The following is a 25,417-nucleotide window of genomic DNA, read 5'->3' as shown; positions in this document are numbered from 1 at the left end:
CTCTCTGCCCGCGTCTTATCGCTCTGACACCTGTCAGGACTGGACTGATTGATTCATTCCCGGCGCTGTCCCTGTCTCAAGCCCTCGCAGCTCCTCCTCTGTCAGCACCATTCCTTTTGTCAGCGCGCACTTTCTGGCCAGTTCATCCGGAATATTCCGGTATATCCGTTTCCCGTCTGCCGACAGCACAAGACAGCACAGAAGAGGGGCTCCTTCCTCCCGTTCCTCGCAGCCAAAGTCCGCTTCCAAAATATCTTCAACCTGGTACCGCATGCCCATTCCCCTTCGTTGTTTCTGTTCCTGTGGTTTCTCCGGACTCTGAAGCGGTCCGTCTTTCACTCCCACCAGCCTTTATCGCCGCCAGCTTAAGGTTCGCCGGTCCAGGCAGTCTGACACGAGTGTACCGCTGAACAGGCTCTGAATCAATCCCGCGGTTCATATCCCCGCCGCTCCGGCGCCTTGAAAAGACAGACTGATCCTTTCATAATAAGAGCGTCAGGTTCAAAAAATAAAGTCTGAAAAAGGAGAGAAAGAAATTGGAAGTTCGGAGTGTTTCAGACGTCCTGAAAGAAACCTATGGTCAGAAAATATACAGACTGTCCCTTCAGTCGGGCTGCAGCTGCCCGAACAGAGACGGCACGCTTGGGACAGGAGGCTGCACATTCTGCTCAAACGGCGGATCCGGAGAATTCGCCTCCCCGCTCCTGCCTGTTGAAGAGCAGATCCGCTTTGCAAAACGGCGGGTGGACCAGAAAATTCCATCCTCGATCCCGGAAGAAAAACGGCTGTATATTGCATACTTTCAGTCCTACACCAACACCTACGGCGATGTCGACAGACTCCGCGCGCTCTATCAGGAAACCATCCGGCGGCCGGAAATCTGCATTCTCTCCATCGGTACCCGGCCTGACTGTCTCGGAAACGATCAGATCCGGATGCTCAGAGAGCTGAACCGGATCAAGCCCGTCTGGGTGGAACTGGGGCTTCAGACCGCCAGCGATCAGACCGCACAGCGAATCCACAGGGAATATGCCCTGAAGGTCTTTGACGACGCCTACCGCCGGCTGAAAGAAGCCGGCCTGACCGTCATCGTCCATGTCATTCTGGGGCTTCCCGGTGAGGATGAAGCAGACATGCTCCGGACCGTCCGGCATGTGAGCGATCTGTTTCTGCGCTGCCGCAGCGCCGGAGTGTCAGAGGCAGCCTTCGGAGACCACTTCGCTGCACCTGCCTGTCCGGACGGCGTCCGCACAGACGGCATCAAACTCCAGCTTCTCCATGTGCTCCGGGGTACCCAGCTTGCACAGGAATATCAGGAAACGCCCTTCCACATCCTCAGCCTTGAAGAATACTGCCGGATCATCCTTTCCTGTCTGAAGATTCTTCCCAGAGAAATGGTCATCCACCGCCTCACCGGAGACGGCCCGAAGGCACTCTTGATTGCGCCGCTCTGGAGCGCCGACAAGAAAAAAGTATTGAATACACTGAGTGCCGCCATCCGGAATGCAGACCGGGAATAAAATGTGCGCGAAGTGCATAAAAAAAGCCATCCGCTGATTATACCTCAGCGGATGGCTTTTGATTATCAGTCCAGCGTATCGATGATGTCTAGGCAGTGTGTCTTGTTCATCCGGTCGCAGAGCTCAAGGAACTTCTCCACCGGCACATCATTCAGCTTCTTGTTGCCTCTGATGTTGATGGAGACGGTGTTCTCCGCCGCTTCCTTGTCGCCAAGGACCAGGATGTACGGATCCCTGTAGTTGTGGAAGGTCTTGATCTTGGTCTTCATGTTGATGTCGTTGTAGTCGGCCTCCACACGGATTCCTCTGTCAACAAGCAGATCCTCAATCTTCTTCGCATAGGCGTTGTGCTCCGGACGGATCGGAACGATACCGACCTGCATCGGGGACAGCCAGAACGGGAAGTTCCCCTTGAAGTTCTCGATGATGATTCCGATGAAACGCTCAAGCGAACCGTAGATTGCCCTGTGGATGACAACCGGCATCTGACTGGAGCCATCCTCCGCCGTGTAGGTCAGGCCAAAGTTGTGCGGAAGCTGGAAGTCCAGCTGGATGGTACCGCACTGCCATTCTCTTCCGATGGCGTCCTTGATCTGAAGGTCAATCTTCGGACCGTAGAACGCGCCGTCCCCTTCATTGACCTCGTAGCCGCCCTTCCCGTACTTCTCATCCAGGATCTCGCGCAAATCCGCTTCCGCCTGATTCCAGACCTCGATGTCTCCCATGAAATCATCCGGTCTTGTGGAAAGCTCTGCCCGGTAGCTGACGCCGAAGGTCTTGTAGACCTCGTCCGCGATGGAGATGATGTCCGCGATCTCATCCTTGATCTGGGACTCCATGACGAAGGTATGGCAATCGTCCTGACGGAACTCCTGCACACGGAGCAGGCCGTTCAGCTGTCCGGACTTCTCCTTGCGGTGAAGAACATCGTACTCGCCATAGCGAATTGGCAGCTCCTTGTAGGAGCGGGTCTTTCTCTTGTAGGTGAGCATGGCGTTCGGGCAGTTCATCGGCTTGGCAGCCATCGTGTCCGGATTCTCGCGGTTGTAAACCACAGACCCAGCTTCGATCTTTGTCTTGGAGGTCTCTGCGTCCGGATCCTTCAGATCCGCGACCAGCTCATCGACATCGACATCCGCCTTCGTGTACCCGTCGACACCCGGCACGATGAACATGTTGTTCAGATAGTGTGCCCAGTGCCCGCTCACAAGCCACAGGCGCTTGTTGTTGATCAGCGGCGCCGCGATCTCGGTATAGCCATGCTTTCTCTGGATCTGACGGCTGTACTTCATGAGCGCCTGGTACATCTGCCACCCTCTCGGCAGCCAGTACGGCATTCCCGGAGCGGTCTCGTTGAACATGAAGAGCTCGAGCTGCGTGCCGATCTTGCGGTGATCACGCTCCTTCGCTTCCTCGATCATCTTGAGGTGCGCCTTGAGCTCGTCTTTCGACGGAAACGCATACAGGTAGACTCTCTGCAGCTTGTCACGCTTCTCGTCCCCTCTCCAGTACGCCATGGAGGTGGAGTGAATCTTGAACGCTGCACTCAGAAGCTCCTGTGAGTTGGACACATGCGGTCCGCGGCACAGGTCGACATAGTCATCCCCGGTATAGTAAACAGTGATCTTTTCGTCTTCCGGAAGGTCCTCAATCAGCTCGGTCTTGAACTTCTGATTCTTGAAGAGCTCAAGCGCCTCCGCGCGGCTGACCTCCCTGCAGGTCCAGTCTTCCTTTCTCTTCAGGATCTCATGCATCTTGTTCTCGATCGTTGTGAAATCCGCCTCGGTGATCGACTTTCCTGCCGGAAGCACAAAGTCATAGTACGCGCCATCCTCGATCTGCGGTCCGATCGCATACTGAACGTCTTTCCCGTAGATCTCAATCACAGCCTTCGCCAGCACATGGGCAAGGGAGTGGCGGTATACCGCAAGATACTGTTCCTTATCCATAACAGAACTCCTTTCAATTTGAACCCAACCAGGATCCTTTTTCCTTTACAGTGTTTCATTATATAGCAAAATAAAAATGTGGCAACCAGTCTTTCCCTTACTCCTGTACTTCTAAAATGCAAGATAGCTGCCCCTGCCAGTCTGTCTGCATATCCTGAGCCTGCTGTGTCTGTGGAATTTCGCTGCGGACGTCCCGTTTACTCCAGCACCGCTGCGATTTTGTCCATCCATTCCGGAATCTGAATGTGCTGCGGGCACTGTCTTGCACACTGGCCGCAATGGATGCAGTCTGATGCCTTTCCATGGCCTTCCCCTGTAGAAAAAGTATAATTTCTCACCGCGGATGCATGGTTATCGTAGACCAGCTGCAGGTTCATCGCGCTGAATATGCCCGGAATATTGATTTTTTTCGGGCAGCCCGCCACGCAGTAGCGGCAGGCGGTACACGGGATCTGATCGATCTCGGCGAGGATCTTCTGTACGCTCCGGATGACCTCCTGTTCTTTTTCGCTGAGCGGCTGGAAGTTTTTCATATAGGATATGTTATCTGCTGTCTGTTTCTCGTCGGACATCCCGGAAAGCACCACCATGACGCCCGGCAGACTGGCTGCGAACCGGATCGCCCACGATGCATAGCTGGCCTCCGGATCTGCCGCCTTCATCATTTCTCTTGCGGCCTTCGGCGGACTGGCCAGAGTCCCGCCCTTGACCGGCTCCATCACGATGACCGGCTTGTGATGCCTGACGGCGGTCTCATAGCAGCCTCTGGACTGCACACGCGGATTCTCCCAGTCTGCATAGTTGATCTGAAGCTGGACAAACTCGACATCCGGATGCTTCGTCAGCAGCTCGTCGAGCACCTCAGGTGTGTCGTGAAAGGAGAAACCATAGTGGCGGATCTTCCCCTCCGCCTTCTTCTCCCTTAAAAACTCCCACAGGTGCCAGTCGTCAAACTTCTGAATATTTCCGCTTCCCAGCGCATGAAGCAGGTAGAAATCAAAGTAATCAACCCCCTCGCGTCGCAGCGATTCGTCAAACTCCGCCTTCGCCTCCGCTTCATTATGTATATAGGAAGCATTGACATTCAGCTTCGAGGTGATGTAGAAGCTGTCGCGCGGGTACCGTTCTGTCAGCGCCCTTCTCGCCGCTTCCTCGCTTCCGTTATAAACATAGGCACTGTCAAAATACTTCAGCCCCGCCCTCATGAATGCATCGACCATTCTCTTTGTCTGTTCAAGATCGATGATGTCCTTTTCCTCGTCTGCCCTCGGCAGACGCATCAGTCCGAATCCCAGCTTCGGCATCTGTCTGACCATTCCCTCATCCAGCATGACTGTTCCTCCTCACTTGAATATTTTTCTATCTGACATGTTGAAACAATTCTACCATGTACCCGAAGGGCTGTCACGACTGCCCTGTGCCTGCGCCGGTCCGCTTTACACAGATTTTTCATTTGCTTATCGATCTTTTTACATCCTTCTGGTATCCTGTGAATTAGGTGCCGGACTTTTGACACTGTAATCATCATTTTGTTACAAAAAACAGCATTTTATACCTTACAGGAGTGAAATCGGACATGGCTGAGGTTTACATTGTTGAGGATGACAGAGATATTCAGGAAATTGAAAGCATCGCGCTGAAGAATTCCGGGCATACCGTCCAGGGATTCTCGAACGGAAAAGATTTCTTCCGGGCTGTCTCGGAGAAGATGCCTGATCTGGTTCTCCTTGACATCATGCTCCCCGATATGGATGGAAATGAAATTCTGAAGAAGCTTCGTCAGAGTGAGATGACAGCTCATGTTCCCGTCATCATGGTGACGGCAAAGACAGCCGAGATCGATATGATCAAGGGACTCGACATCGGCGCCGACGACTACATCAAGAAGCCGTTCTCCGTCATGGAACTGATCACGCGCGTGAAAGCCCTGCTCCGAAGGACCCAGGGCGACCAGATCCGTCCTGTCCTGCAGCTGGGGAATGTGTGCCTTGACAGCTCCCGCCGCATCGTCACAGTCGATGGCAGGCCTGTTGACCTGACATACAAGGAATTTGAGCTGCTCCGGCTTCTGATGAGCAACCCGGGCATCGTCATGACAAGAGACGTCATCATGCAGCGCGTCTGGGACACAAACTTCGAAGGCGAATCCCGCACGGTCGACATGCACATCAAGACCCTGCGTCAGAAGCTCGGAGATTCCGCAGACCGCATCAAGACCATCCGGAATGTGGGCTACGTCATGGAGTAAGTCCCTGCGCCGCAGCCCGTTCTCTCATCTTCGCGAGCACCCGGTTTTCCCGCTTCTGATACCGTGCGGCCAGCCTGTTCCACCCGCTGTAGTCCGGATCGGACCGCCTGTCAGAAAGCGCCGGTACTTCCTCCTGAAGCACCCTCTGAAGATAAGCCGTCGTCTTCCGCGCCCCTGACAGATTCAGGTGATCTCCGCCGTCGAGGCTGTCCGTCTTCCAGTCGATTCCGACCTCCCCGGTCATCAGGTTCAGGTCGGTATATGGCACGCCCAGCTCTTCTGCCAGAAGTGCGAGTGTATTGTGCCGCTTCATATTGTAATTCTTCGGGGACGGCGCACTGTACAGAAGCAGCGCCATTCCTCTTCTCTCACAGATTTTTTGAATCTTTTTAAGGATCCGTACATTCTGCGGGTCAATCGGTTCTGTCCCGTCATCAGGCTTCATGTAGTCATCGAGCTGCTTCGGCGGCCGTATCGTAGGCATCATCCGAAACCCTTTCCAGACCCTTCGTTTATTCTTCGGCTTTTCAATGGCATCCTTCCATAGGTTGTGCAGCCGGAAGATCTGAAATGCATTCTGCCCGGCCTGCTGAAGCAGCAGTTCATCTGCCTTTCCGGGTTCCAGATCCGTAAAAAGCGCATGGGTCTCGATGAGCAGTGCCTTCGGGTGCTGCCGCCTGAGCGCCGCATGGAGGATGGAATTCATTTCCACCATCGTCTCCCCCGGAATCGATGCCAGGTAAGACGGAATCCCGCTGCCCAGCCACAGCTCCATCGGGGAGAAGGACGCGAAAGCCTCGCTGTTTCCAAGCACAAGGAGATCCAGGCGATTCCTTTGCTCCTGCTCCAGATCCCAGTAGACCGTGTTGCGGGAACGGTATCCATGCCTTGCCTCCGCACCGGTAATCTCCAGAAAAAACCGCGATGCCAGAAGCAGCAGGACCAGCAGGCAGACAAAAAATCCGGTCACCCGCAGCGTTGTCCGTCCTCCTGAACGGATCGATTTCGATGTCTCTTTTCCCATATTACTGTTCCCTTCAGAATCCGGCATAAATCAGGTCGACCGCCTGGTAGCCGGTTCCGTATGCGCCGAAAATGATCACCGCAAGCAGGAGTGCGTTGTAAAGTGCCCACCGGACCGGCAGCTTTCTGGCAAAAACCCAGTCCCGGATGGAAAAGCCGCGCTCACGCATCAGATCATAGAGAAAAACAACAGCTGTTCCGCCGGCGATGGCTGTCCAGTCTGCCATCCCCAGGCCGAATGTCAGGAGCGTCCCGTCCCAGAGGCGGCTGATTCCGAACCCGTGAAACAGACTCCGGAACATACAAAGACCTGCCCGCAGTCCCGGTGCACGGAAAAACATCTCCCCTGTGAAGATGATCACCCAGGTTCTCAGAATCCGCAGCAGTGTGGCGCCTCGGCCATTCTGATGGATTCCTGTCCTGCGGTAGAAGCCCGCCCTGACCGGTTCAAGCGCTAGCTCAAGGATCAGCAGCACAAGATAATAGATCCCGTAGAAGATGTAGTTCCACTCCGCGCCATGCCACAGACCGTTGAACAGCCAGACAGGTGTCAGTGCCAGCGCGGAAACGGCCAGCTTCGCCACATAACGCTCGGACTTTTTCCGGAGTCTTTTCCCCAGCTTTTTGGCCATTGTCGATGCCGCGACCGGATAGAACAGATAGTCCTTCAGCCAGGCACCGAGCGAGATATGCCATCTTCTCCAGAATTCCGATGCAGTCTGGGAAAAGAAGGGCTGGCGGAAATTCTCCGGCAGACGGATACCGAACAGTCTGGCGGAGCCGATGACCACATCCATCATCCCGGAGAACTCCATGTAAAGTTGAATCGTATAGCAGACAGCTGCCACAATGATCAGCACGCCATTCTGCTTCTCATACTCTCCGAACAAAGTTGCAACGATGATATTCAGCCGGTCAGCCACGACCAGCTTCTTGAACATTCCCCAGCAGATGCGCATAGCGGAGGCTGTCATTTCCTCCAGCGTGCGCGGCACGCCGTCCCCTGGTTTTTCCGTTTTCTCCAGCGGACTGGAGAACTGCAGGGCGGTGTCCCCGTAGCGCGCAATCGGTCCTTCCATCGTCTGAGGAAAGAATCCCAGAAAAAGCGCGATCCGGATGAAATCCCTGTCCGCCGGAATCCTTTTCCAGTAGACCTCGAGAAGATATCCCACTGCCTCCAGCGTATAGAAGGAAATGCCGATCGGCACGAGCAGCCTCGGCGCAATGATCGCGGCTCCGCCTGCGTGTACAACCAGCCTGTTCAACTGCCGCACGAAAAAGCCGGTATATTTCAGATAGAAAAGGACGCCAAACAAAGCACCGTTTGCAAGAAGCATCACAGCCTGATGCGCCACGGCCTGTTTTCTGTACGGTTTCTTTGATGCGGCAGCCGCACTCTCCGGAAGTCCGTCCCCGAGCTTCCCGATCCAGATTCCCATGAAGTATACCCACACCGTCGTTCCGAGAAGGTAAACAATCAGATAATGGCTGCAAAGAAAGAAGTACAGCCAGGAGGCGCCGGCAAGCACATACCTTCTGAATCGTTTCGGACAGATGGAGAACAATAGAAGAACCAGCGGGAGAAACCCAAGCAGGTAGGACAGCTGATTATAGCCCATGCGTGATCAGAAAATCCTTTCTTGACAGATGATTCGTGAAGCATTCAATACCATACGCCCATTATATCCGGTTTGTCAGACCGCAGCACACGCGGATCTGCAATAAAAGTGTCATAGAAACAGCAGAGTACTCTTGACAGGACGCTCATTTTTGATATCATTATGATATCAGTTAGACATCTTCACAATTGGAGGGAGGATCCAATCATGATGGACAATCTGAATCAGAACCTGAATCAAACATCAGATGCAGCTGTCGGAAAACAGCCCCAGGATGTAAAGGAAAAGATCCTGAATGCCAGGAAGAACGGTATGCTCGTCCTCACCCTGACCCTTGCGCTCGAGATCGGACTGGTGCTTCTGACCATCTTTTTCATCTCAACCGACGGCCCTCTGGCACTCCAGGTCATCTCCATGATCCTGGCTTTCATCTGCTGGCTGCCGCTGGCAGGGCTGCGTGTCCTCAAGCCTCAGGAGGCGCTTGTCATCACGCTGTTCGGTGACTACATCGGAACACTGAAAGGGCCTGGCTTCTATGCGGTAAATCCTTTCTGCAGCAGCTTCAATCCTGCAAAGAGAACGCAGCTTGGACAGAGCCGGGACGTGAACGACGGTGACAAAAACTCCGTTGCGGCAGCCCTTCTGAAGGGCGCCGCCGAGCCTTCCACAGCCTCTTCCAGCGGGAATGTCATCTCTCTCAAGGTGATGACCCTGAACAACAGCAGACAGAAGGTGAACGACGCGCTCGGCAATCCGGTCGAGGTCGGGGTCGCCGTCATGTGGAGGGTTGTCGACACGGCAAAGGCAGTCTTCACTGTCGATAACTTCAAGGAATACCTGTCTCTCCAGTGTGATGCGGCTGTCCGCAATGTTGTGAAGATCTATCCATACGACGTCGCGCCGAACATTGACACGACAGGTGACGGACAGGCGGACGACGGTTCCCTGCGCGGCTCCACAGAGGTCGTCGCAAAGCGGATCCGGGACGAGATCCAGAGCAAGGTCGAGGTTGCCGGACTCGAGATTCTGGATGCCCGCATTACTTACCTGGCTTACGCGCCGGAGATCGCGGCTGCGATGCTGCAGCGCCAGCAGGCATCGGCCATCGTCGATGCGAGAAAGCTGATCGTTGACGGTGCCGTCGGCATGGTCCAGATGGCGCTTGAGAAGCTGAAGGAGGATGATGTTGTCGATCTCGACGACGAGCGCAAGGCTGCCATGGTCTCCAATCTGCTGGTCGTCCTCTGCGGCAACCGCGACGCCCAGCCTGTTGTGAACTCCGGCTCGCTGTACTGAGACCGAGAGGTTCCGGACTGAATGCAGTTCTGGTCAAAGGCAGACCTGCACCTGGCCTGTATCCGGTCCGCGTCTGATCTGAGCCTGAAAAAACTGCAGTTTCGCATAGCTGAAAGGAGGGATAAGCTTGGCAAAAAAACAGATTCCGCTCAGGCTGAGTGAAAAGCTCTACGATGCGATCGCTGCCTGGGCGGAGGACGATTTCCGCTCTGTCAACGGCCAGATCGAATACCTCCTGACCGAATGTGTCCGGCAGCGCAGGAAGGATGGTAAGTACGTCTCGCAGCACCTCGACGAGCCGCCGGAGCTGGATCTTCACTGAAGAATCTGTTCTACGGAATCTGACGGCTTCCCCCGGAAGATCCAGGATGCGATCAGCACGGTGATCGGGACAGACAGCACAATGCCGAAGCTGCCGGAAAGACCCTGCATGACAGCGATTCCGATGTTGTTGGAGTTGATTACCTGTGCCGCCGGAAGGTCATAGGCAAAGTTCAGGACAAGCTGGGAAACCTCTGTCCCGACGAAGGCAAGAAGCAGCGTGTTGGAATCTGTTCCCATCATATCTCTTCCAACACGCATGCCTGCGCAGAAGAGTTCCCATCTGGAGATCCCCGGGTTCTGCCGGCAGATTTCCTGCATAGAACTGGCGATCGACATCGCTACGTCCATTTCTGCGCCCAGCGCTGAAATCAGAATGCCTGCAAAGAGCAGTCCGCCGACCTTGATACGGTTTGACTCCCAGATCGTCAGAAGAGTCTCGATGTTCGAGACGTTCCAGCCGCTGATTCCGGTCGCAAGCGAGAATACTTCCGCAAAGATCCCCGCAATCACAACGCCTGAGACGGTTCCCAGTGTCGCCGTGATCGTCTTTCGGCTGATTCCTCCGATGCACCAGAACGTCAGGACTGTCGTCAAAGCACAGACCAGAACCGCAGAGCGGATCGGCGAAACACGAAGATAGATAAGTGGAATCCAAATGAAAATGATGATGAAGAAGGTGATCACCAGTCCGGCCGATGCCTTCAGTCCCTGCTTCCCGCCGACAGCGACCAGGGCCACCAGATAAAGCAGTCCGAAAAGTGCGATGACCCCGCCGCGGTCTCTCGAGTAAACGGAGGATACCGTCGAATCTCCCGAGACCGACTGGACAACGATGACATGGAGTCCCGGCCTGCAGGCTGTACCGAACAGGAATCCGGATGCAGATGTCATCTGGATGACATCTCCTTTCCGCACGCCCGTCGTCATCTTCACCGTCACAATCTGCTCACCTGTTCTGGTCCCGTCTGCCTGAAGGTTGTCCTGAAGAACCTCCTGCACAATTCCCTTCTCATACGTATTGCCCGTACGGTTTACCATCTCCGTCTTCTTCATTGTATTCAAGCGCCACGCCGCAAAGACCAGGATGAGGAATATGACAGCCATTACAATCCGGCGAATCCAGGCTCTTTTGCTGCGCTTCGGCTTTTCCCCCTCCGAATGATGGCCCTGCCAGTCGGCGTCTTTCAGGCGTACATGCTGCATGTTAAAACGTCCCATATCCGTTCTCCATCTTGTACATGAAAGAAAGCTGCTCCGGGCTCTTACGCCTGGAGCAGTTTCCTAAAACCTGTATGTCTGATCTGCCCCGCCCTGTTATCGTGCGAGGCAGTTTTTCCTTCCAGCTGCCTGCTGGTTCTCTTTCCTTACTTCGCCTCGGTGGAGGAAGCCTCTGTTGACGATGCGGCGCTGTCAGCGGTCTTGTTGATGGTGAAGGTATCATCAATTGCCTCAACCGATCCGTCATCCTTGATCTGATAGGTATCAATCGTGAAGGCGCTGTCGCTCAGAGAGATGACCGAGTAGGACGGAAGCCAGTTCTGACTGCGGACTTCTACGTAATCCTGCTGCGTCTCCGCCAGCTCATAGTACTTGGATCCAGATGCAGAGTTTGCGGTCATGTAGAGGATTCCAGTCGGATTGTCGACAGAATTGCCGTCCACATCCTCGATGGTGTAGCAGTTATTGTCCTTGTCAAACTTCTCCTTTGCAGCCTTCTCATCATCTGTCGCGTCAGAGGTATCAAGTTTGATTGCTTCATCCGTGTCGACATTGTAAGCATGATCCCAGTCATAGTCCTTGCCGGTATCATCCAGCCTGAACTCGTACTTGCCATGCTCCTGGCCGTCGCCTTCCAGCATCTTGGTTCTGCTGTATGTGTGGTCATGGCCCTGAAGGACGACGTCGATATCATTCTCATCAAAAAGCGGTGTCAGCTGTGTACGAAGAATCATGCCGTCCGTGTTGGAATGGTCAAGTCCTGAGCCATAGATGTCCTGATGGATCGTGACAATTCTCCATTTTGCGTCCGGGTTTGAAGCCACCGCTTCCTTGATTGTCTCCGCATGCTCCGCAACATTGTAGTTGTTCGTATTCAGAACAATGAAAAGACCAGGTCCATAGCTGTAGTAGTAGTCACCGCCTGCTTCCGTCTGTCCTTTCCCAGTCTGGTTCGGATTGAAGAAGTGATATCCGTAATCCTTCGTCAGGGAGTCATGATTGCCGATTGTGGTCGCCTCTGCAATGCCGGACAGTTTCTCTGCATTCAGGTAGCTGGCAAATTCCTCTTCCTTCGGGTTCCCTGTGTTGTTGACCTGGTCGCCTGCGGAAATGATATAGTTGATGTCCTTGTTCTGATCCAGCGCGATGTTCAGCGTCCGGTTCCATGCAAAGCCATCATTCTCGGCTGCCGTGTTCGCCTCGCCGCTGTCCTCCGCAAGCTCCTCAGAGGAGGAAGTCGGCTGTCCCTTTGAGGCTCCAACCTGCGGATCGCCTACAAAGAGCATCTTGACCGTATCAAAAGACTGGGTGTCAAACTCTGCGGGATCTGTCTGCTTTCCATCCTTCTGGACCGTATAGTAATACTTCGTCGATTCCTTCAAGCCCGTGACCGTCACATGATTGTAATAGTACTGAGTGTCACCTGTGAAGGTTTTGTCAACTTCTCCGCTCTCTCCGTCAAACTCCTGGAGCTTGTCCTGATCCTCTCCGAAGAATACCTTGGCATCATCCTTCGATTTGGAATACCATCCGAAATTCAGTTGTGTCTGATCTGCGCCGACTGAGATGGAAACCTTCTCGTAGTCTGCCGCAACAGTCGGCCACTGTTTTGTCCAGTCTTCCCAGCCGGAATCCTTTCCTGTCACGCTGGAGTCATTGAAATGAGCGGTCGATGCCATTGCAGACACACTCAAGCATGCCGCAAGCGTTCCCGTCAGAATCATTCCAGTGATTTTGTGATTCAGCATTTCGTTTTCCCTCCTGCAAGTTATCCTGTTTTTTTGATTACAGGAAGAGTGTACATGCAGAATGTGAACTCTGACCGCCTGCCGCCGTGAAATGTCTGTAAAAAATAAGAAAGGCCGTCGTGGCTTCTGCTGTCACTGCGGGTCGTCCTTGCTCTCCCTGGCATAGCGGTCCGTGAACATGATGTTCAGTTCGCCCTTTGTGATAAAAGAAATCCAGGACGCGACGGCGGTCACGTGGTCCGCCATCCGCTCTACATACTTGTCGATGAACAGATAATCCAGATACTGCTCGATGGCATCTGTGTCTGCCTTGATGGCATCCCGGATTTCCTGAACATTCTTCTCAAACAGATTATCGATGACATCATCTGCCTTTACGACCTTTTCTGCCAGCTGAAGATCTTCATTATGGAAGGCCTCCACCATGTCGGCAACCATCTGCCTCATGGACGAGAAGGCCTCACCAAGATGAGCCGGAGGCGTGACGGTTTTCAGGGACGCCAGCTTCTTGATGTAGATGGCGATGTCACTGCAGTTGTCCGCGATCCGCTCCAGGTCGCTGATCATCCGCATGTAGCTCGCCAGCCGTCTCCAGTCCGATGCGATTGGCTGCTCCTTGACGACAATCTGAATACACCGCTCCTCGATGTCTGTCTCCATCGCATCGATCAGTGCATCATTCTTCATGATCGCATTCGCCGCCACGACATCCATCTTCTCCAGCGCGATGATCGTCCGGTCAATGGCGAGCAGCACCTGCTTGCCCATCGTCTCCACCCGGTCATTGATCTCCTTCAACTCCAGGTCATATCCTTTCCGTGTTCCCATACTTACCTCCTGACTCTCCGGGACGAACTGCCTGGGTGACTCTCTTTCAGTCCGTCTGTCTTTCTCTGGTATATGCTCAACCGGTCTTCTGCCTGCGTAAGCTTCTTCAGTCCCCATCATCCTCCACTGCACAGCTGACAAGCCGCTTCCAGTCTGATGCGGCCGCCTGTTCCCTGCCGTGCCCGGCAGTCAGCCGAACCTTCCGGTGATGTATTCTTCCGTCTTCTTGTTCTTCGGATTAAGGAAGAGATCCTTTGTCGCACCGGTCTCGATCAGCTCACCCAGCAGGAAGAAGGCAGTTGTGTCAGAGATCCGGTTTGCCTGCTGCATGTTGTGCGTGACAATCACGATGGTGTATTTTTTCTTCATTTCCACGGCCAGATCCTCGATCTTCATCGTGGAGATCGGGTCCAGTGCGGAAGTCGGCTCATCCATCAGAACAACCTCCGGATGAACGGCGACGGTCCTCGCAATACAGAGCCGCTGCTGCTGCCCGCCGGAGAGTCCCAGCGCAGACTTGTGCAGGCGGTCCTTGAATTCATCCCAGATTCCGACCTCGCGCAGGGAGGTCTCTACAATCTCATCCAGTTCGCTCTTCTTTTTGATCCCACGAATTCTCGGGCCATAGGCGACATTCTCATAAATGGATTTCGGAAAAGGATTGGGCTGCTGGAAGACCATCCCGACTCTCTGCCTCAGCTCGATGGCGCTCATGTCTGTCTTATAGATGTCTTTTCCGTCCAGAAGGACATCTCCTTCAATTTTGCAGCCTTCGACGAAATCGTTCATACGGTTCAAGGTCTTCAGGAAGGTTGACTTGCCGCAGCCGGAGGGTCCGATCAGTGCCGTGATCTTGTTGGCCTCGATTTCAAAATTGATATTCTTCAGCGCATGGAAATCCCCGTAGTAGAGATTCAGATTTCTCGCTGTAAACTTGCTGTTTTCACTCATCTCTTCTTATCCTCCCAAAGGCTCACTTGGTATCGCCCATCTTCTTCCGGATTCTCCCCTCCAGGTAATGCGCAAGCAGGGAGAAGGACAGCACCAGAATCATCAGAATCGCCGCACTCAGGTTGGCAACATCCTCCGCGCCGACGGACGCCGTGAAGGAGGACCATATTTTCAGAGAGAGGGTGCCGCCGCGTCTGAGCGGGTTAAACGGGTTCAGCGACGGATTGATCCACGTATGTGGATTCCACTTGATGTTGGTGTCGGAACCGGATGTATACAGAAGTGCTGCTGCCTCGCCAAAACCACGGCCGGCGGCCAGAATGACGCCCGTGATAATTCTCGGAACACAGGCCGGAATCAGAACCGACTGGATCGTCTGCCGGAGCGTCGCCCCCATGCCAAGAGACCCGAGCTTATAGCTCGGCGGAAGGCTTCTGAGCGCATCCTCCGTCGTTGTCGTCATCAGCGGGAGGGACAGAATGGCCACACAGATCGAACCTGCCAGAAGGCTTGGCTGTGAATGGGTCGCAACCAGAAAGATCAGATATCCGAACAGGCCGACTACGATTGACGGCAGGGAGGACAGCGTCTCGATTGCGATTCGGAGAAATTTCGTAAAAGCATTGTCTTTTGCATATTCTGCCATGTAGATCCCGCCCATCACACCGATCGGCACTGAGATCAAAAGAGACAGAAAAACCAGATAGATGGTGTTGAAGAAATAGTTTCCGATTCCATTTCTGTCAAACCTGAACATCTCCGGCGTTGCACCGGCAAAGCCCTTGATGATAACGTAACCTGCAAACGCAAACAGCAGAAGAAGGAAAAACAGTGCAACCAGGTAAAACACGACGGTCCAGATCCGGTCAACAGCCTTTGCGCGTCCGATCAGACCTCTGGAGGGTGTCAGATCTTTTGTCTGCTCGTTTTTAATCTCTGTCATGATTCTTTCTTCGCCCCCTTTGCCGCAATCAGATGAATCAGGAAGATGAACAGCAGCGAGATCAGATACAGGACGAACGCGATCGTCCACAGGCCTGCCTTCGCTTCACTACCCTCCATCAGCTCCGCCATTCTTGACGCGATAACGGTCGTCATGGTCGCCGTCTGTCCGAAGATCCCCTTCGGAAATGCAGGTGTCTTTCCGATGACCATCGCCACGGCAAGTGCCTCGCCGAACGCTCTTGCAAGTCCGAGAATCACGCCCGTCAGCACGCTCGTCTTCGCAGCTGGCATCACAATCTGGTGGATGACCTGCCAGCGCGTTGCGCCAAGGCCGTAGGCGGCCATCCTGGCGGATACCGGAACGGCACGGATGGCGTCAGCCGCCACTGTTGTGATGGAAGGAAAGATCATGATTGCCAGGACGATGCCACCCGCCAGCACCGATCTGCCCGTTTTGAGGTGGAACAGCTGCTGAATTGCCGGGACCAGAACCGTCATACCGATCCAGCCATACACAACCGACGGAATTCCGACAAAGATCTCGACTGCCGGACGCAGGATCCGGTTTCCAGTCTTCGGCGCTATCTCTGTCATGAAAATAGCTGCCGCAAGAGAGAATGGCACCGCAATCAGGAGCGCCAGCCCACAGACAATCAGGGACCCGACGATAAAGACCGCCGCGCCTCCCTGCCCGCCTCCGGTCAGATCATCCTTCAGCTTCCAGGTCGTTGTAAACAGAAATTCCCAGAGCGTATGATGGTACTGGTAAAACAGCGCATTGCCCTTGACTGCGAGAAACACGCCGATCGCAATCGGCAGTGCAATCATGAGGAGTCCGCACAGCATTACAAAGAATTTCCAGGTTTTTTCTTTTCCCTTGCTATACATAGGTTGGATTCTCCAAAAAAGCCCACCCAAAAGGGTCTTCCTTCGGGTGGGCGGTTACCAGGCTGCCTGTGCCTGAATCATTTTCCGGTTTTCAAATCCTCTTCTGCAATCTCCGGCTGGCCCTCGTCAAACCGATGGTGCCAGATTGCAGAAGCCTTGCCGATCACCGGTCGAACTTACTGTGCCTCAGTTGTTGCGGCTGCATCTTCTGTTCCGGTGTGTCCATCAGTCTTGGTAAGCTTGGAGGAGACGCAGTACCCAAGCGACTCGACGTCATCAGAGAAGTCGCCGGTGATGTAGTCGATGAATGCCTGTGTTGCCTCGTCTGCATCGCCCTTGGTGTACATGTGCTCATAAGCCCAGACATCGTACTTGCCGCTGTAGATGTTCTCAAGCGTCGGCTCGACATCGTTGATGGCAACCGTCGCGATTCCCTTCATTGCATCCTTCGCGTCGTCCGGAAGAATGTAGGAAAGAGCCAGATATCCGACAGAGCCTGCAGTATCCTGAAGTGCTTTCTGAAGCTCAGCGGAGTTATCGTTCTCCATCGCCTCGCCTGCCTCTTCTGCTCCGCCAAGTGCGTACTTGTCGAATGTTGCGCGGGTCCCGGATCCCTCCGGGCGAAGAACCAGCGTGATGTCCTCATCCGGGCCTCCGACATCCTTCCAGTTGGTTGTCTCTCCAGTGAAGATCGAGACGAGCTGGTCCGTTGTCAGGCTCTTGACACCGCCGTCTGCCACATCCTGGGAGACAACGACTGCCATGCCGATTGCGCAGACCTGATGGTCAACAAGTTCTGCTGCCTTGTCTTTATCGAGCTTCTCCTCAGCGAATACGTCAGAATCGCCGACAGTCGAAGTTCCATCTGAAACGTTCTGAAGTCCCTGTCCTGATCCGCCCGCATCGACCGTGATGTTCACACCCGGCGCGACATCGGCAAACTTGTCCGCTGCCGCCTGGACAAGCGGCTGAAGGGCGGATGATCCGGTGCAGCTGATGTCTCCGCTGATCTTGGACAGATCAGAATCCGCGAATGCTGTCATGCTCATTGCCATTGCACCGATCAATGTAAGTACAGCTACCTTCCTGAACTTCATGTTTGTTCTCCTTTTTTAATGATTACCGCATCTGTATACCCAATCGTTACGGTCAGAATCGTAACACCCGCAAAGACTCCCTTTCCACCAAGGTCCCGTAAAGTGTGAAACGCCTTGGAGAAAACAATGTATCAGTTATGTAAAGTCAGGTCCACTTTACAAATCCTTTACATAAATAACCATTGTTATTGACACGGACATGATATGTTTCTGATGTATTCTTTAAGGAGACGCGGCATTCAGACATTCTTCAGAAACCTGCTGCGTTCAGGATCAGGATTTCACATCCTCAGAGGATCGAACATGAACATTTTCTCTATTCTCACGCTGATCGGCGGCCTGGCACTGTTCCTCTACGGCATGAAGGCCATGGGAGACGGGCTGACGATGCTTTCCGGCGGCCGCATGGAACAGCTGCTGGAAAAACTGACCTCCACCCGCTTTTCCGGTGTCCTCCTCGGTCTGGCCGTCACGGCCGTCATCCAGTCTTCATCTGCGACGACCGTCATGGTAGTCGGCTTCGTCAACTCCGGTATCATGAAGCTGGAGCAGGCCGTCGGCGTAATCATGGGTGCCAACATCGGGACCACCGTGACCTCCTGGCTGCTCTCCCTGACCGGGGTCAGCGGGAATGCCGTGTGGATCAAGCTGCTCAAGCCTTCCTCATTTTCTCCAGTTCTGGCACTGATCGGCATCTGTTTCCTCATGTTTTCCAAGAAGGAAAAGAAGCACAACATCGGTATGATCCTGATGGGATTCGCCATCCTGATGTTCGGAATGGAGACGATGTCGGATGCCGTTGCGCCCCTCGCGGATGACAGCCGCTTCACATCCATTCTGCTGATGTTCAGCAATCCGGTGCTCGGCACTCTGATGGGACTGGCGGTCACCGCCATCATCCAGTCTTCATCTGCTTCTGTTGGTATCCTGCAGGCACTGGCACTGACCGGGGTCGTGCCGTTCAAGACAGCCATCCCGATCATCATGGGACAGAACATCGGAACCTGCGTCACGGCGCTCATTTCCTCCATCGGAACAAGGAAGAACGCACGGCGTGCGGCGATGATTCACCTGTACTTCAACCTGATCGGCACTGTCCTGTTCATGCTGACCTTCTACACGCTGAATCACTTTGTGCATTTTACCTTCATGGGAGAGATGGCAACACCGGCCGGCATCGCCATCATCCACAGCCTGTTCAACATCATCACAACGATCGTGCTCTTCCCGTTCGGCAACCAGCTGATGAAGCTGGCCATCCTGACCGTCCCGGACAAGCACTCGAAATCCGATGTTGCGGAGGATGCTGCCGCTGTTCTCAGAAGGCTTGACGTCCATCTGCTGGATCGTCCTGCGATGGCGCTGGAACAGGCAAGGTATGTGACCAACCACATGAGCGAGCTCTCCCGCGAAGCCGTCACAGATGCCCTGTCCATGATCGATTCCGGTTTTGACGAGGATCTGGACGTTAAAATCAGGGAGCTTGAGAATACCATCGACACTCTGGAGGACAAGATCGGAAGCTACCTGATCCAGATTCCGGGGCATGACATGTCCCAGAAGGACAGCCGCCTGTATTCACTGATCCAGCACAACATCGGAAACTTCGAGCGGATCTCGGACCATGCGGTCGGCATCTCGGACACCTTCCGGGAAATGGATGAAAAGAAGCTTCATTTTTCGAGCGAGGCCTGCAGCGAGCTGAAGGTCATGCGCCAGGCTGTCACGGACATTCTGGACATGTCCACCGACTCTTTCTGCACGCTGAATACGGAGAAGGCAGAGTACGTCCTGCCGCTCGAGGAAGTCATCGACGCCCTGAACCTGGAGGAAAAGCAGCGCCATATTGAACGCCTGCGCAAGGGAAGGTGTACAATTGAGCTTGGCTTTATCCTGGCAGATTTGACAACCTACATGGAGCGTATCTCCGATCACTGCTCTAATATCGCGGTGTGTACATTATCATTGAAGGAAGACGAAATCGGCGTCCACGAGTATCAGGACATCATCAAGACAAGAAACAGCGAGGCCTATAAGAAAGGGCTGCGGGAGATGGAGGCGCGGTATCTTCTCCCGAAAGCAGAAGCATAAATGGCAGAAAGGACAGAAAGGGAGGGTTTCAATGAAGAAAAAAATCAATGCAAGCCTTCTTCTCATCTCGATCATCGCCATCATCCTGACAGGGCTGCTTGGCACGATCGTGACCTATCAGCTGTTTCAGTCGCAGCTTGAGGCTGACCTTGCCTCCGATGCGGATATTCTCCGTGACAGCGGCTTGTTTGATGACCCTCCCAAATCCTCCGCCGCCCGTTTTTCGTTTGGCTCCGATGAGATCCGGATCACATGGATCGACAAGGACGGGACTGTCCTGTACGATAACCGGACAGATGCCTCAGAGCTGCCCAGCCACGCAAACAGGCCGGAATTCCGGGAGGCACTGGAAAAAGGAAGCGGGACGACCGTCCGCCGCTCCGACACTCTGAATAAGAGTACCTTCTACTATGCGCTCCTTCTGCCAAATCAGACGGTGATCCGCGTCGCGAAGGTCAAGAGCAACATGCTGTCTCTGTTTGAGGCTTTTCTGCCAGGGCTCCTCGCGATCATCGCGCTTGCCATCCTGTTCAGCATCGCGCTCGCTCATTTTCTGACAAAAAGTCTTGTATCACCGATCGATACCATGGCGGAGAATATCGGATCCTCCATGGAGCCGCCTTATCCGGAGCTGGTTCCCTTTGCGAACAAGATCCGGGCCCAGCATGAGGACATCCTGAAGTCTGCGAAGATGAGGCAGGACTTTACGGCGAATGTCTCCCATGAGCTCAAGACACCTTTGACAGCCATTTCCGGCTATGCGGAGCTGATTGAAAATGGGATGGCCTCCGGCTCCGATGTGACACGTTTTGCCGGTGAAATTCAATCGAATGCCAGACGGCTCCTGTCCCTGATCAATGACATCATCAAGCTGTCCCAGCTGGACAACTTTGAAGACCGTCAGCCGTTCGAGAAGGTCGACCTCGACAAGATTGCCCGCTGCTGTGTGTACAATCTGCAGGTCTCCGCCGGGAAGAACAAGGTCCATCTGTATTATGAAGGAAAGCCTGCCATGGTTCTCGGAAGAGAAGAAATGCTGAGTGAGCTTGTCACGAATCTTTGTGACAACGCGATCCGGTACAATTATCCCGGCGGCTATGTGAAGGTCTCTGTCTATACGGAAGAAGGGCAGAGTGTCCTGGTGGTGAAGGATAATGGAATCGGGATTCCAAAAGAACAGCAGGACCGTGTTTTTGAGCGCTTCTACCGTGTTGACAAGAGCCGCTCGAAGAAGACCGGCGGAACAGGACTTGGTCTCGCACTTGTCAAGCACATCGTCCTGCTCCACAATGCCAGCCTGACACTTGATTCCGCCCCCGGCGTCGGAACGACCATCACCGTCAGATTCTGAAATCAGCGTTTTCAGCCAGAACCTCCATCAGAATGATTCCACGGCGACCCGAATCGCGCGGCGCCGCTCAGAACAGTTTCTTCAGGTTCTCGTAGACAGCACTGGCCGGGAGACCGACCACGTTCGTATAATCTCCCCGGATGCCCGTGATATAACGGCCGAAAAATCCCTGAATACCGTACCCTCCTGCCTTGTCCATCGGTTCCGCGCTGTACGCGTAGTCGTGGATCTCCTCATCTGTCATCGGCGCAACCTCGACCTCTGTCGTCTCCGCGAATGTCACGCTTCTGCCCAGGCCCGTCCCGATCAGCGTAACGCCGCTGCAGACCTGATGCGTGTGTCCCTGAAGAAGCCGGATCATCTCCTCCGCCTCCTCATGCGAGTGAGGCTTTCCAAGAATTCTCCCGCCTGTGCAGACCACCGTATCCGCGCCGAGCACAACCACAGCCGGCTCCCGTCTGCTGTCCGCAGGGTTCTGTCCCGATGTCTCCCTGCCTGATGCCCTTTCCATGGATTCTGACTGTCGTCCGGCCGGATGCTTCGCCGGTATAAGAGAAGCAGCAAGCCTGACCGCCACATTCTCCGCCTTCTGACGGGAGAGATCCATGACCACCCGCTCCGGAATCGTTTCTTCTGTATGCTCCTCAATCCCGCTCACGATCACCTCCGGCTGGAAACCGATCTGCCTGAGAATCTCCAGCCTTCTCGGCGACTGAGAAGCCAGGATCAACCGTATCTTGTCCATCACATCAGCCTCTCATCATAGATTGCGCGCTGACCGCCCACATACTTCGGCCTTCTTCTGGCGCAGGTCACCACCGCTTCCCCGATCTTCCGGATTCCGACCCGGACAGGCACCACAACCGGATGGATATGCATCCCGATCAGCGTCTGCCCGATATCAATCCCGGCGGACGCCTTCTGCTCCAGGCTTTCCACCAGAACCGGATCCTGCATCTGCTTCCACGCTGTTGTCGCAAATGCACCCCCGGCATGGTTCGGCTGCGGGATCGCATTCACCTGCTCCAGGCTGAAGGCTCTGCAGGTTTCGCGCTCCACCACAAGCGCCCGGTTCAGATGCTCACAGCACTGCGCGGCAAGCTGGATTCCGCGCATCTGCAGCACACGCACAACCCCTCTGTAGATGGCCTCTGCCGCCTCCAGGCTTGTATGTGTCCCGATCTTCTCCCCCAGCACCTCACTGCTCGAGCACCCGACCACAAACAAATCGCCCTCCTCAAGACGGCTCACCTCCAGAAGCTCCGAGACCGCCTGCGCACTCTGCTCCTCAATCTCCCTCAGATTCACCATATAAAAACGCCTCCCTTTCATCCGGACTCTGCCCAGATCTTACCACACTTCCGGCCTGCGTGAACAACACGGCGGCTCCCTCGTCATCTCGTGCCCCGCACCCGATGACGGGCGGCCGCCTTCAAAAAAAGCCGCCGCGGCACTGTGATCTTTCCCACTGTGTGCCCGCGACGGCTTTTGTTGTTTTCACGTCTGTATCCTGCTTCAGATGTCCGCCTTACAGCTGACTTCCGCCTTATCTCTTCAGAAAACGTGCAAGGAAATCCTTCGTCTTGTCATTCTGCGGATTGCCAAAAATCTGATCCGGCGTCCCGCTCTCACAGATCACCCCATCGTTCATGTAGACAACCTGGGTGGAGACCTGCCTTGCAAATGCCATCTCATGCGTGACCACAATCATGGTCATGCCCTCCTTCGCGAGCGCCGACATAACATCCAGCACCTCACCGACCATCTCCGGATCGAGCGCAGATGTCGGCTCATCAAAAAGCAGAACCTCCGGATTCATCGCGAGCGCCCGCGCGATGGCGACACGCTGCTTCTGTCCGCCAGAGAGCTGTCTCGGCTTCGCCTTCACGTACGGAAGCATCCCGACCTTTCCAAGATACTTGATTGCCTCCTCATAGGCCTGCTGCTTTGACCGCTTCAGAACACGAATCTGCCCTACCATGCAGTTGTCAAGGACATTTTTATTGTAGAAAAGATTGAAAGACTGGAAGACCATTCCCACATGGGAACGGTATCCGGCCGCGTCCATATGTCTGCCCATGACGTCCTGACCATGATAAAGGATCTGTCCGGACGAGGGTGTCTCCAGCAGGTTGATGCACCGCAGAAGCGTCGATTTTCCGCTTCCGGAAGCCCCGATCACCGTTGTCACATCCCCCTTGAACACGTTGAAATCAATGTCCTTCAGAACTTCATGCTTTCCAAAGCTCTTGGAGAGATGGCGGACAGAGATGATGGCGTCCGCGGCCGTTCTTCCGGAGGCCTGCCCGTCCATCTGCCCCGACGGACTGCCGCCTGTCTGTACATTTTGATCAGCCATCTCAGCGTACCTCCTTTCCTGACCTGTCCTCAATCTGGCTTTGGGCATCTTTCTGAAGTGCTGCCCGTTCATCCGGGTTCATATTCTTCTCTGACTTTTTCACATTCACATGATAAACACCGGCCGGAAGCGTAAGCTGATCCACCGCCACCAGCTCATAGTCGCTCTTTCCATCCATCCGCTTCTCCAGAAGCCGCAGAAGCCAGGAAGCTAAAAGCGTCATCGTCAGGTAACCGATCATCTCGATCGCCGCCGACGGGAAGTAAGTGAAGGTCGCGCCGACGACAGACTTGTGAACAGCGAAGAAATCCGTGAACCCGATGATAAACATCACAGACGTATCCTTCACGTTAATAATGAAGTTGTTTCCGATCTGAGGCATGATGTTGCGGATTGCCTGCGGCAGAACAACAGATGTCATCGTCTGGAAATGCGTCATGCCGATGGCCATGGCGCCCTCGGTCTGCCCCGGGTCGACCGATATGATTCCGCCGCGCATCGACTCCGTCATATAGGCGCCCGTATTAATCGATACGACAAGGATGGAGACCAGCCACTTCCCCTCAAACTGGATTGAATTGTTGGTGAAGTAGGGAAGACCATAGAAGATAAACACAGCCTGCAGGATCATCGGTGTCCCCCGGAACACTTCCACATAGATCCTCAGAATCACCTGAACAATCTTCAGAATCACCTTCTTGATCACTGAATCGTTCCGGCTGACCGGAATTGTCTGCACAATGCCGCACAGAAAACCGATCAGGCACCCGATCGCAGTACCGACCGATGCCAGGATCAGCGTCCGCCAGATACCACCCATATACGTCCCGCCATACTTCGACCAGAGGGAGGCCATATCACTTCCCAATTTTACAAACTGTTCCATCTTATCATCCTGCTATTGTAATCTGACAACTCCCGCCACTGATCAGTTGTTCGTGATCGGCTGAATCTTGATCGCATCCGCCATGATGTCATCAAAGTCCTTCTTGTCCATGGTATTCAGCACCGCATCGATCTCGCTCTTGAGCGCTGTGTTGCCCTTCTTGACAGAGATTCCGATGTTGACATCCTCGTCCGATACCTTGAAGTCGTCATCCGAACCGGAGAAGTCAAGAATCGTCATATCCGGATAAGCCGCCACTGCACCCTGCGCCGTCGGCATATCCGTGCAGACATAATCCACCGCGCCTGTCTCCAGCGCCATCAGCATCGCCGGCGCAGACTCCGCTGCCTCCTGAACATCCGCTCCCTTGATCTGCGGGAGGCAGGTGTCATACCAGATCGTTCCCATCTGGGAAGTGCACTTTCCTCCGGACAGATCGGAGATACCCTTCGCGCCCGCGAACTTCGAGTCCTTCTTTGTGACAACCACAATCGTCGCGTACAGATACGGTCCCGCGAAATCTACCTGCTTGGCGCGCTCCGCCGTCATCGACTGACCTGCGATGATGGCATCAACCTGGCCGGACTGCACCGCCGGAATCAGAGAATCCCAGTCCAGACGGTTGACCTTCAGCTTCCAGCCATACGCATCACAGATCTTCTTCGCGATCATGACATCATAGCCGTTCGAATACTCGCTGGTGTCCTCGATCGGAACCGAATCATTCGAGTCATCCGGCTGTGACCAGTTGTACGGTGCGTAGCCGCACTCGTTTGCAATGGAGAACACCCCGTCCTTGATCAGACCAGAGCCCTCCGGGCTCTCTGTGAATGCCTCCGTTCCTGCCTCCGTCCCGGAAGCTGCCTCTGTCTCCCCGCCGAATGCCGCACAGGCACCAGCCATCGAGAATACCATCGCTGCTGAAAGAACCGCCGAAACAACCTTTCTCCTCATCCTGATCTCCTCCGCTTCCGGCACCCACAGGCCGGCATGACACCTTTCAGCCATCCTGACTGATCAGCGTAAAAAAGTCCCGCAGAACTTTGCCCCATCGCAAAGTTACGCGAGACTCCATC

23 protein-coding genes are annotated in these 25,417 nt (G+C 54.4%); 6 read left to right on the top strand and 17 right to left on the bottom strand.

From position 1 onward, the window contains the following. Positions 1-33: 33 nt before the first annotated feature. Positions 34-345: a hypothetical protein gene (locus tag ACTQ1N_RS09120; protein ID WP_441956452.1), complete on the bottom strand. Its 312-nt coding sequence runs from the start codon at positions 343-345 to the stop codon at positions 34-36. A gap of 191 nt (positions 346-536) precedes the next feature. Between ACTQ1N_RS09120 and ACTQ1N_RS09115 the strand changes: the two genes are divergently transcribed. Continuing rightward, entirely contained in the window at positions 537-1,520 is a 984-nt protein-coding gene (locus tag ACTQ1N_RS09115; protein WP_441956451.1) for a TIGR01212 family radical SAM protein, read from the top strand. A 65-nt stretch (positions 1,521-1,585) separates the two neighbouring features. On the opposite strand, the gene ACTQ1N_RS09110 is transcribed toward ACTQ1N_RS09115, so the two are convergent. Together ACTQ1N_RS09110 and ACTQ1N_RS09105 are read right to left on the bottom strand one after the other, a co-directional pair. Continuing rightward, positions 1,586-3,469, bottom strand: a complete 1,884-nt coding sequence (locus ACTQ1N_RS09110) for a threonine--tRNA ligase (RefSeq protein ID WP_441956450.1) — start codon at positions 3,467-3,469, stop codon at positions 1,586-1,588. A gap of 197 nt (positions 3,470-3,666) precedes the next feature. Continuing rightward, positions 3,667-4,800 carry an aldo/keto reductase gene (locus ACTQ1N_RS09105; protein ID WP_441956449.1) on the bottom strand — a complete coding sequence of 378 codons (1,134 nt, stop codon included), beginning with the start codon at positions 4,798-4,800 and terminating at the stop codon, positions 3,667-3,669. A gap of 245 nt (positions 4,801-5,045) precedes the next feature. Between ACTQ1N_RS09105 and ACTQ1N_RS09100 the strand changes: the two genes are divergently transcribed. Further along, positions 5,046-5,717 carry a response regulator transcription factor gene (locus ACTQ1N_RS09100; protein WP_441956448.1) on the top strand — a complete coding sequence of 224 codons (672 nt, stop codon included), beginning with the start codon at positions 5,046-5,048 and terminating at the stop codon, positions 5,715-5,717. On the opposite strand, the gene ACTQ1N_RS09095 is transcribed toward ACTQ1N_RS09100, so the two are convergent. Together ACTQ1N_RS09095 and ACTQ1N_RS09090 are read right to left on the bottom strand one after the other, a co-directional pair. Beyond that, positions 5,707-6,741 carry a hypothetical protein gene (locus tag ACTQ1N_RS09095; protein ID WP_441956447.1) on the bottom strand — a complete coding sequence of 345 codons (1,035 nt, stop codon included), beginning with the start codon at positions 6,739-6,741 and terminating at the stop codon, positions 5,707-5,709. The genes ACTQ1N_RS09100 and ACTQ1N_RS09095 overlap by 11 nt on opposite strands. A 13-nt stretch (positions 6,742-6,754) precedes the next feature. Continuing rightward, positions 6,755-8,359 carry an MBOAT family O-acyltransferase gene (locus ACTQ1N_RS09090; protein ID WP_441956446.1) on the bottom strand — a complete coding sequence of 535 codons (1,605 nt, stop codon included), beginning with the start codon at positions 8,357-8,359 and terminating at the stop codon, positions 6,755-6,757. Between the two features lie 312 nt (positions 8,360-8,671). Between ACTQ1N_RS09090 and ACTQ1N_RS09085 the strand changes: the two genes are divergently transcribed. Together ACTQ1N_RS09085 and ACTQ1N_RS09080 are read left to right on the top strand one after the other, a co-directional pair. Continuing rightward, on the top strand, positions 8,672-9,655 hold the full coding sequence (locus tag ACTQ1N_RS09085; protein ID WP_441956462.1) for an SPFH domain-containing protein: 984 nt from the start codon (positions 8,672-8,674) through the stop codon (positions 9,653-9,655). 127 nt (positions 9,656-9,782) lie between these two features. Then, entirely contained in the window at positions 9,783-9,977 is a 195-nt protein-coding gene (locus ACTQ1N_RS09080) for a PTS ascorbate transporter subunit IIC (RefSeq protein WP_441956445.1), read from the top strand. On the opposite strand, the gene ACTQ1N_RS09075 is transcribed toward ACTQ1N_RS09080, so the two are convergent. The 7 genes from ACTQ1N_RS09075 to ACTQ1N_RS09045 form a co-directional block, all read right to left on the bottom strand. Beyond that, complete coding sequence (locus ACTQ1N_RS09075; RefSeq protein WP_441956444.1) at positions 9,971-11,197, bottom strand: YibE/F family protein; 1,227 nt, start codon at positions 11,195-11,197, stop codon at positions 9,971-9,973. The genes ACTQ1N_RS09080 and ACTQ1N_RS09075 overlap by 7 nt on opposite strands. 146 nt (positions 11,198-11,343) lie before the next feature. After that, a complete protein-coding gene (locus tag ACTQ1N_RS09070) occupies positions 11,344-12,945 on the bottom strand; it encodes a fibronectin type III domain-containing protein (RefSeq protein WP_441956443.1) in 1,602 nt (533 codons plus the stop codon). Positions 12,946-13,077: 132 nt separating this feature from the next. Then, complete coding sequence (gene phoU / locus ACTQ1N_RS09065; protein ID WP_441956442.1) at positions 13,078-13,773, bottom strand: phosphate signaling complex protein PhoU; 696 nt, start codon at positions 13,771-13,773, stop codon at positions 13,078-13,080. Positions 13,774-13,962: 189 nt separating this feature from the next. After that, positions 13,963-14,724 carry a phosphate ABC transporter ATP-binding protein PstB gene (gene pstB / locus ACTQ1N_RS09060; RefSeq protein ID WP_321059117.1) on the bottom strand — a complete coding sequence of 254 codons (762 nt, stop codon included), beginning with the start codon at positions 14,722-14,724 and terminating at the stop codon, positions 13,963-13,965. 22 nt (positions 14,725-14,746) lie between these two features. After that, positions 14,747-15,667 (bottom strand): phosphate ABC transporter permease PstA, encoded by a 921-nt coding sequence (gene pstA, locus ACTQ1N_RS09055; protein WP_441956441.1) that lies wholly within the window; start codon positions 15,665-15,667, stop codon positions 14,747-14,749. Next, complete coding sequence (gene pstC, locus ACTQ1N_RS09050) at positions 15,664-16,557, bottom strand: phosphate ABC transporter permease subunit PstC (protein WP_441956440.1); 894 nt, start codon at positions 16,555-16,557, stop codon at positions 15,664-15,666. The genes pstA and pstC overlap by 4 nt, the downstream gene beginning before the upstream one ends. Positions 16,558-16,733: 176 nt before the next feature. Further along, entirely contained in the window at positions 16,734-17,654 is a 921-nt protein-coding gene (locus ACTQ1N_RS09045; protein ID WP_441956439.1) for a phosphate ABC transporter substrate-binding protein, read from the bottom strand. A 303-nt stretch (positions 17,655-17,957) separates the two neighbouring features. Here ACTQ1N_RS09045 and ACTQ1N_RS09040 point away from each other — a divergent pair, with 303 nt between their 5' ends. Beyond that, a complete protein-coding gene (locus ACTQ1N_RS09040; RefSeq protein ID WP_441956438.1) occupies positions 17,958-19,745 on the top strand; it encodes a Na/Pi cotransporter family protein in 1,788 nt (595 codons plus the stop codon). 31 nt (positions 19,746-19,776) lie between these two features. Beyond that, positions 19,777-21,096: an ATP-binding protein gene (locus ACTQ1N_RS09035; protein WP_441956437.1), complete on the top strand. Its 1,320-nt coding sequence runs from the start codon at positions 19,777-19,779 to the stop codon at positions 21,094-21,096. Positions 21,097-21,163: 67 nt separating this feature from the next. Here the strand turns inward: ACTQ1N_RS09035 and ACTQ1N_RS09030 are convergent, their stop codons facing one another. From ACTQ1N_RS09030 to ACTQ1N_RS09010, 5 genes are all read right to left on the bottom strand, one after another. Further along, a complete protein-coding gene (locus tag ACTQ1N_RS09030) occupies positions 21,164-21,841 on the bottom strand; it encodes a Maf family protein (protein WP_441956436.1) in 678 nt (225 codons plus the stop codon). Beyond that, complete coding sequence (locus tag ACTQ1N_RS09025; protein ID WP_441956435.1) at positions 21,841-22,407, bottom strand: TIGR01440 family protein; 567 nt, start codon at positions 22,405-22,407, stop codon at positions 21,841-21,843. Before ACTQ1N_RS09025 ends, ACTQ1N_RS09030 begins: the two co-directional genes overlap by 1 nt. Before the next feature lie 235 nt (positions 22,408-22,642). Continuing rightward, positions 22,643-23,410 (bottom strand): amino acid ABC transporter ATP-binding protein, encoded by a 768-nt coding sequence (locus ACTQ1N_RS09020; protein WP_441956461.1) that lies wholly within the window; start codon positions 23,408-23,410, stop codon positions 22,643-22,645. A 46-nt stretch (positions 23,411-23,456) separates the two neighbouring features. Beyond that, the gene (locus tag ACTQ1N_RS09015) at positions 23,457-24,341 is read right to left on the bottom strand and encodes an amino acid ABC transporter permease (protein ID WP_441956434.1); all 885 of its coding nucleotides are present in this window, start codon (positions 24,339-24,341) and stop codon (positions 23,457-23,459) included. Positions 24,342-24,383: 42 nt separating this feature from the next. Beyond that, the gene (locus ACTQ1N_RS09010; RefSeq protein ID WP_441956433.1) at positions 24,384-25,295 is read right to left on the bottom strand and encodes a transporter substrate-binding domain-containing protein; all 912 of its coding nucleotides are present in this window, start codon (positions 25,293-25,295) and stop codon (positions 24,384-24,386) included. Positions 25,296-25,417: the final 122 nt, after the last annotated feature.

The sequence above is a fragment of the Porcincola sp. LCP21S3_C12 genome, assembly GCF_052118625.1.
GTDB lineage: Bacteria > Bacillota > Clostridia > Lachnospirales > Lachnospiraceae > Porcincola.
The sequence above is the reverse complement of the archived record's forward strand: the minus strand, read 5'-3'. Positions and strand labels throughout refer to the sequence as shown.

What these genes read in the sequence shown, in the direction of transcription:
- ACTQ1N_RS09030 (WP_441956436.1), bottom strand. Translation starts at nt 21,841, where the DNA reads ATGGACAAGATACGGTTGATCCTGGCTTCTCAGTCGCCGAGAAGGCTG.
- ACTQ1N_RS09025 (WP_441956435.1), bottom strand. Translation starts at nt 22,407, where the DNA reads ATGGTGAATCTGAGGGAGATTGAGGAGCAGAGTGCGCAGGCGGTCTCG.
- pstB (WP_321059117.1), bottom strand. Translation starts at nt 14,724, where the DNA reads ATGAGTGAAAACAGCAAGTTTACAGCGAGAAATCTGAATCTCTACTAC.
- ACTQ1N_RS09035 (WP_441956437.1), top strand. Translation starts at nt 19,777, where the DNA reads ATGAAGAAAAAAATCAATGCAAGCCTTCTTCTCATCTCGATCATCGCC.
- ACTQ1N_RS09085 (WP_441956462.1), top strand. Translation starts at nt 8,672, where the DNA reads ATGCTCGTCCTCACCCTGACCCTTGCGCTCGAGATCGGACTGGTGCTT.
- phoU (WP_441956442.1), bottom strand. Translation starts at nt 13,773, where the DNA reads ATGGGAACACGGAAAGGATATGACCTGGAGTTGAAGGAGATCAATGAC.
- ACTQ1N_RS09070 (WP_441956443.1), bottom strand. Translation starts at nt 12,945, where the DNA reads ATGCTGAATCACAAAATCACTGGAATGATTCTGACGGGAACGCTTGCG.
- ACTQ1N_RS09010 (WP_441956433.1), bottom strand. Translation starts at nt 25,295, where the DNA reads ATGAGGAGAAAGGTTGTTTCGGCGGTTCTTTCAGCAGCGATGGTATTC.
- ACTQ1N_RS09095 (WP_441956447.1), bottom strand. Translation starts at nt 6,741, where the DNA reads ATGGGAAAAGAGACATCGAAATCGATCCGTTCAGGAGGACGGACAACG.
- ACTQ1N_RS09100 (WP_441956448.1), top strand. Translation starts at nt 5,046, where the DNA reads ATGGCTGAGGTTTACATTGTTGAGGATGACAGAGATATTCAGGAAATT.
- pstC (WP_441956440.1), bottom strand. Translation starts at nt 16,557, where the DNA reads ATGTATAGCAAGGGAAAAGAAAAAACCTGGAAATTCTTTGTAATGCTG.
- ACTQ1N_RS09105 (WP_441956449.1), bottom strand. Translation starts at nt 4,800, where the DNA reads ATGCTGGATGAGGGAATGGTCAGACAGATGCCGAAGCTGGGATTCGGA.
- ACTQ1N_RS09110 (WP_441956450.1), bottom strand. Translation starts at nt 3,469, where the DNA reads ATGGATAAGGAACAGTATCTTGCGGTATACCGCCACTCCCTTGCCCAT.
- ACTQ1N_RS09045 (WP_441956439.1), bottom strand. Translation starts at nt 17,654, where the DNA reads ATGAAGTTCAGGAAGGTAGCTGTACTTACATTGATCGGTGCAATGGCA.
- ACTQ1N_RS09020 (WP_441956461.1), bottom strand. Translation starts at nt 23,410, where the DNA reads ATGGACGGGCAGGCCTCCGGAAGAACGGCCGCGGACGCCATCATCTCT.
- ACTQ1N_RS09015 (WP_441956434.1), bottom strand. Translation starts at nt 24,341, where the DNA reads ATGGAACAGTTTGTAAAATTGGGAAGTGATATGGCCTCCCTCTGGTCG.
- ACTQ1N_RS09075 (WP_441956444.1), bottom strand. Translation starts at nt 11,197, where the DNA reads ATGGGACGTTTTAACATGCAGCATGTACGCCTGAAAGACGCCGACTGG.
- ACTQ1N_RS09040 (WP_441956438.1), top strand. Translation starts at nt 17,958, where the DNA reads ATGAACATTTTCTCTATTCTCACGCTGATCGGCGGCCTGGCACTGTTC.
- ACTQ1N_RS09090 (WP_441956446.1), bottom strand. Translation starts at nt 8,359, where the DNA reads ATGGGCTATAATCAGCTGTCCTACCTGCTTGGGTTTCTCCCGCTGGTT.
- pstA (WP_441956441.1), bottom strand. Translation starts at nt 15,667, where the DNA reads ATGACAGAGATTAAAAACGAGCAGACAAAAGATCTGACACCCTCCAGA.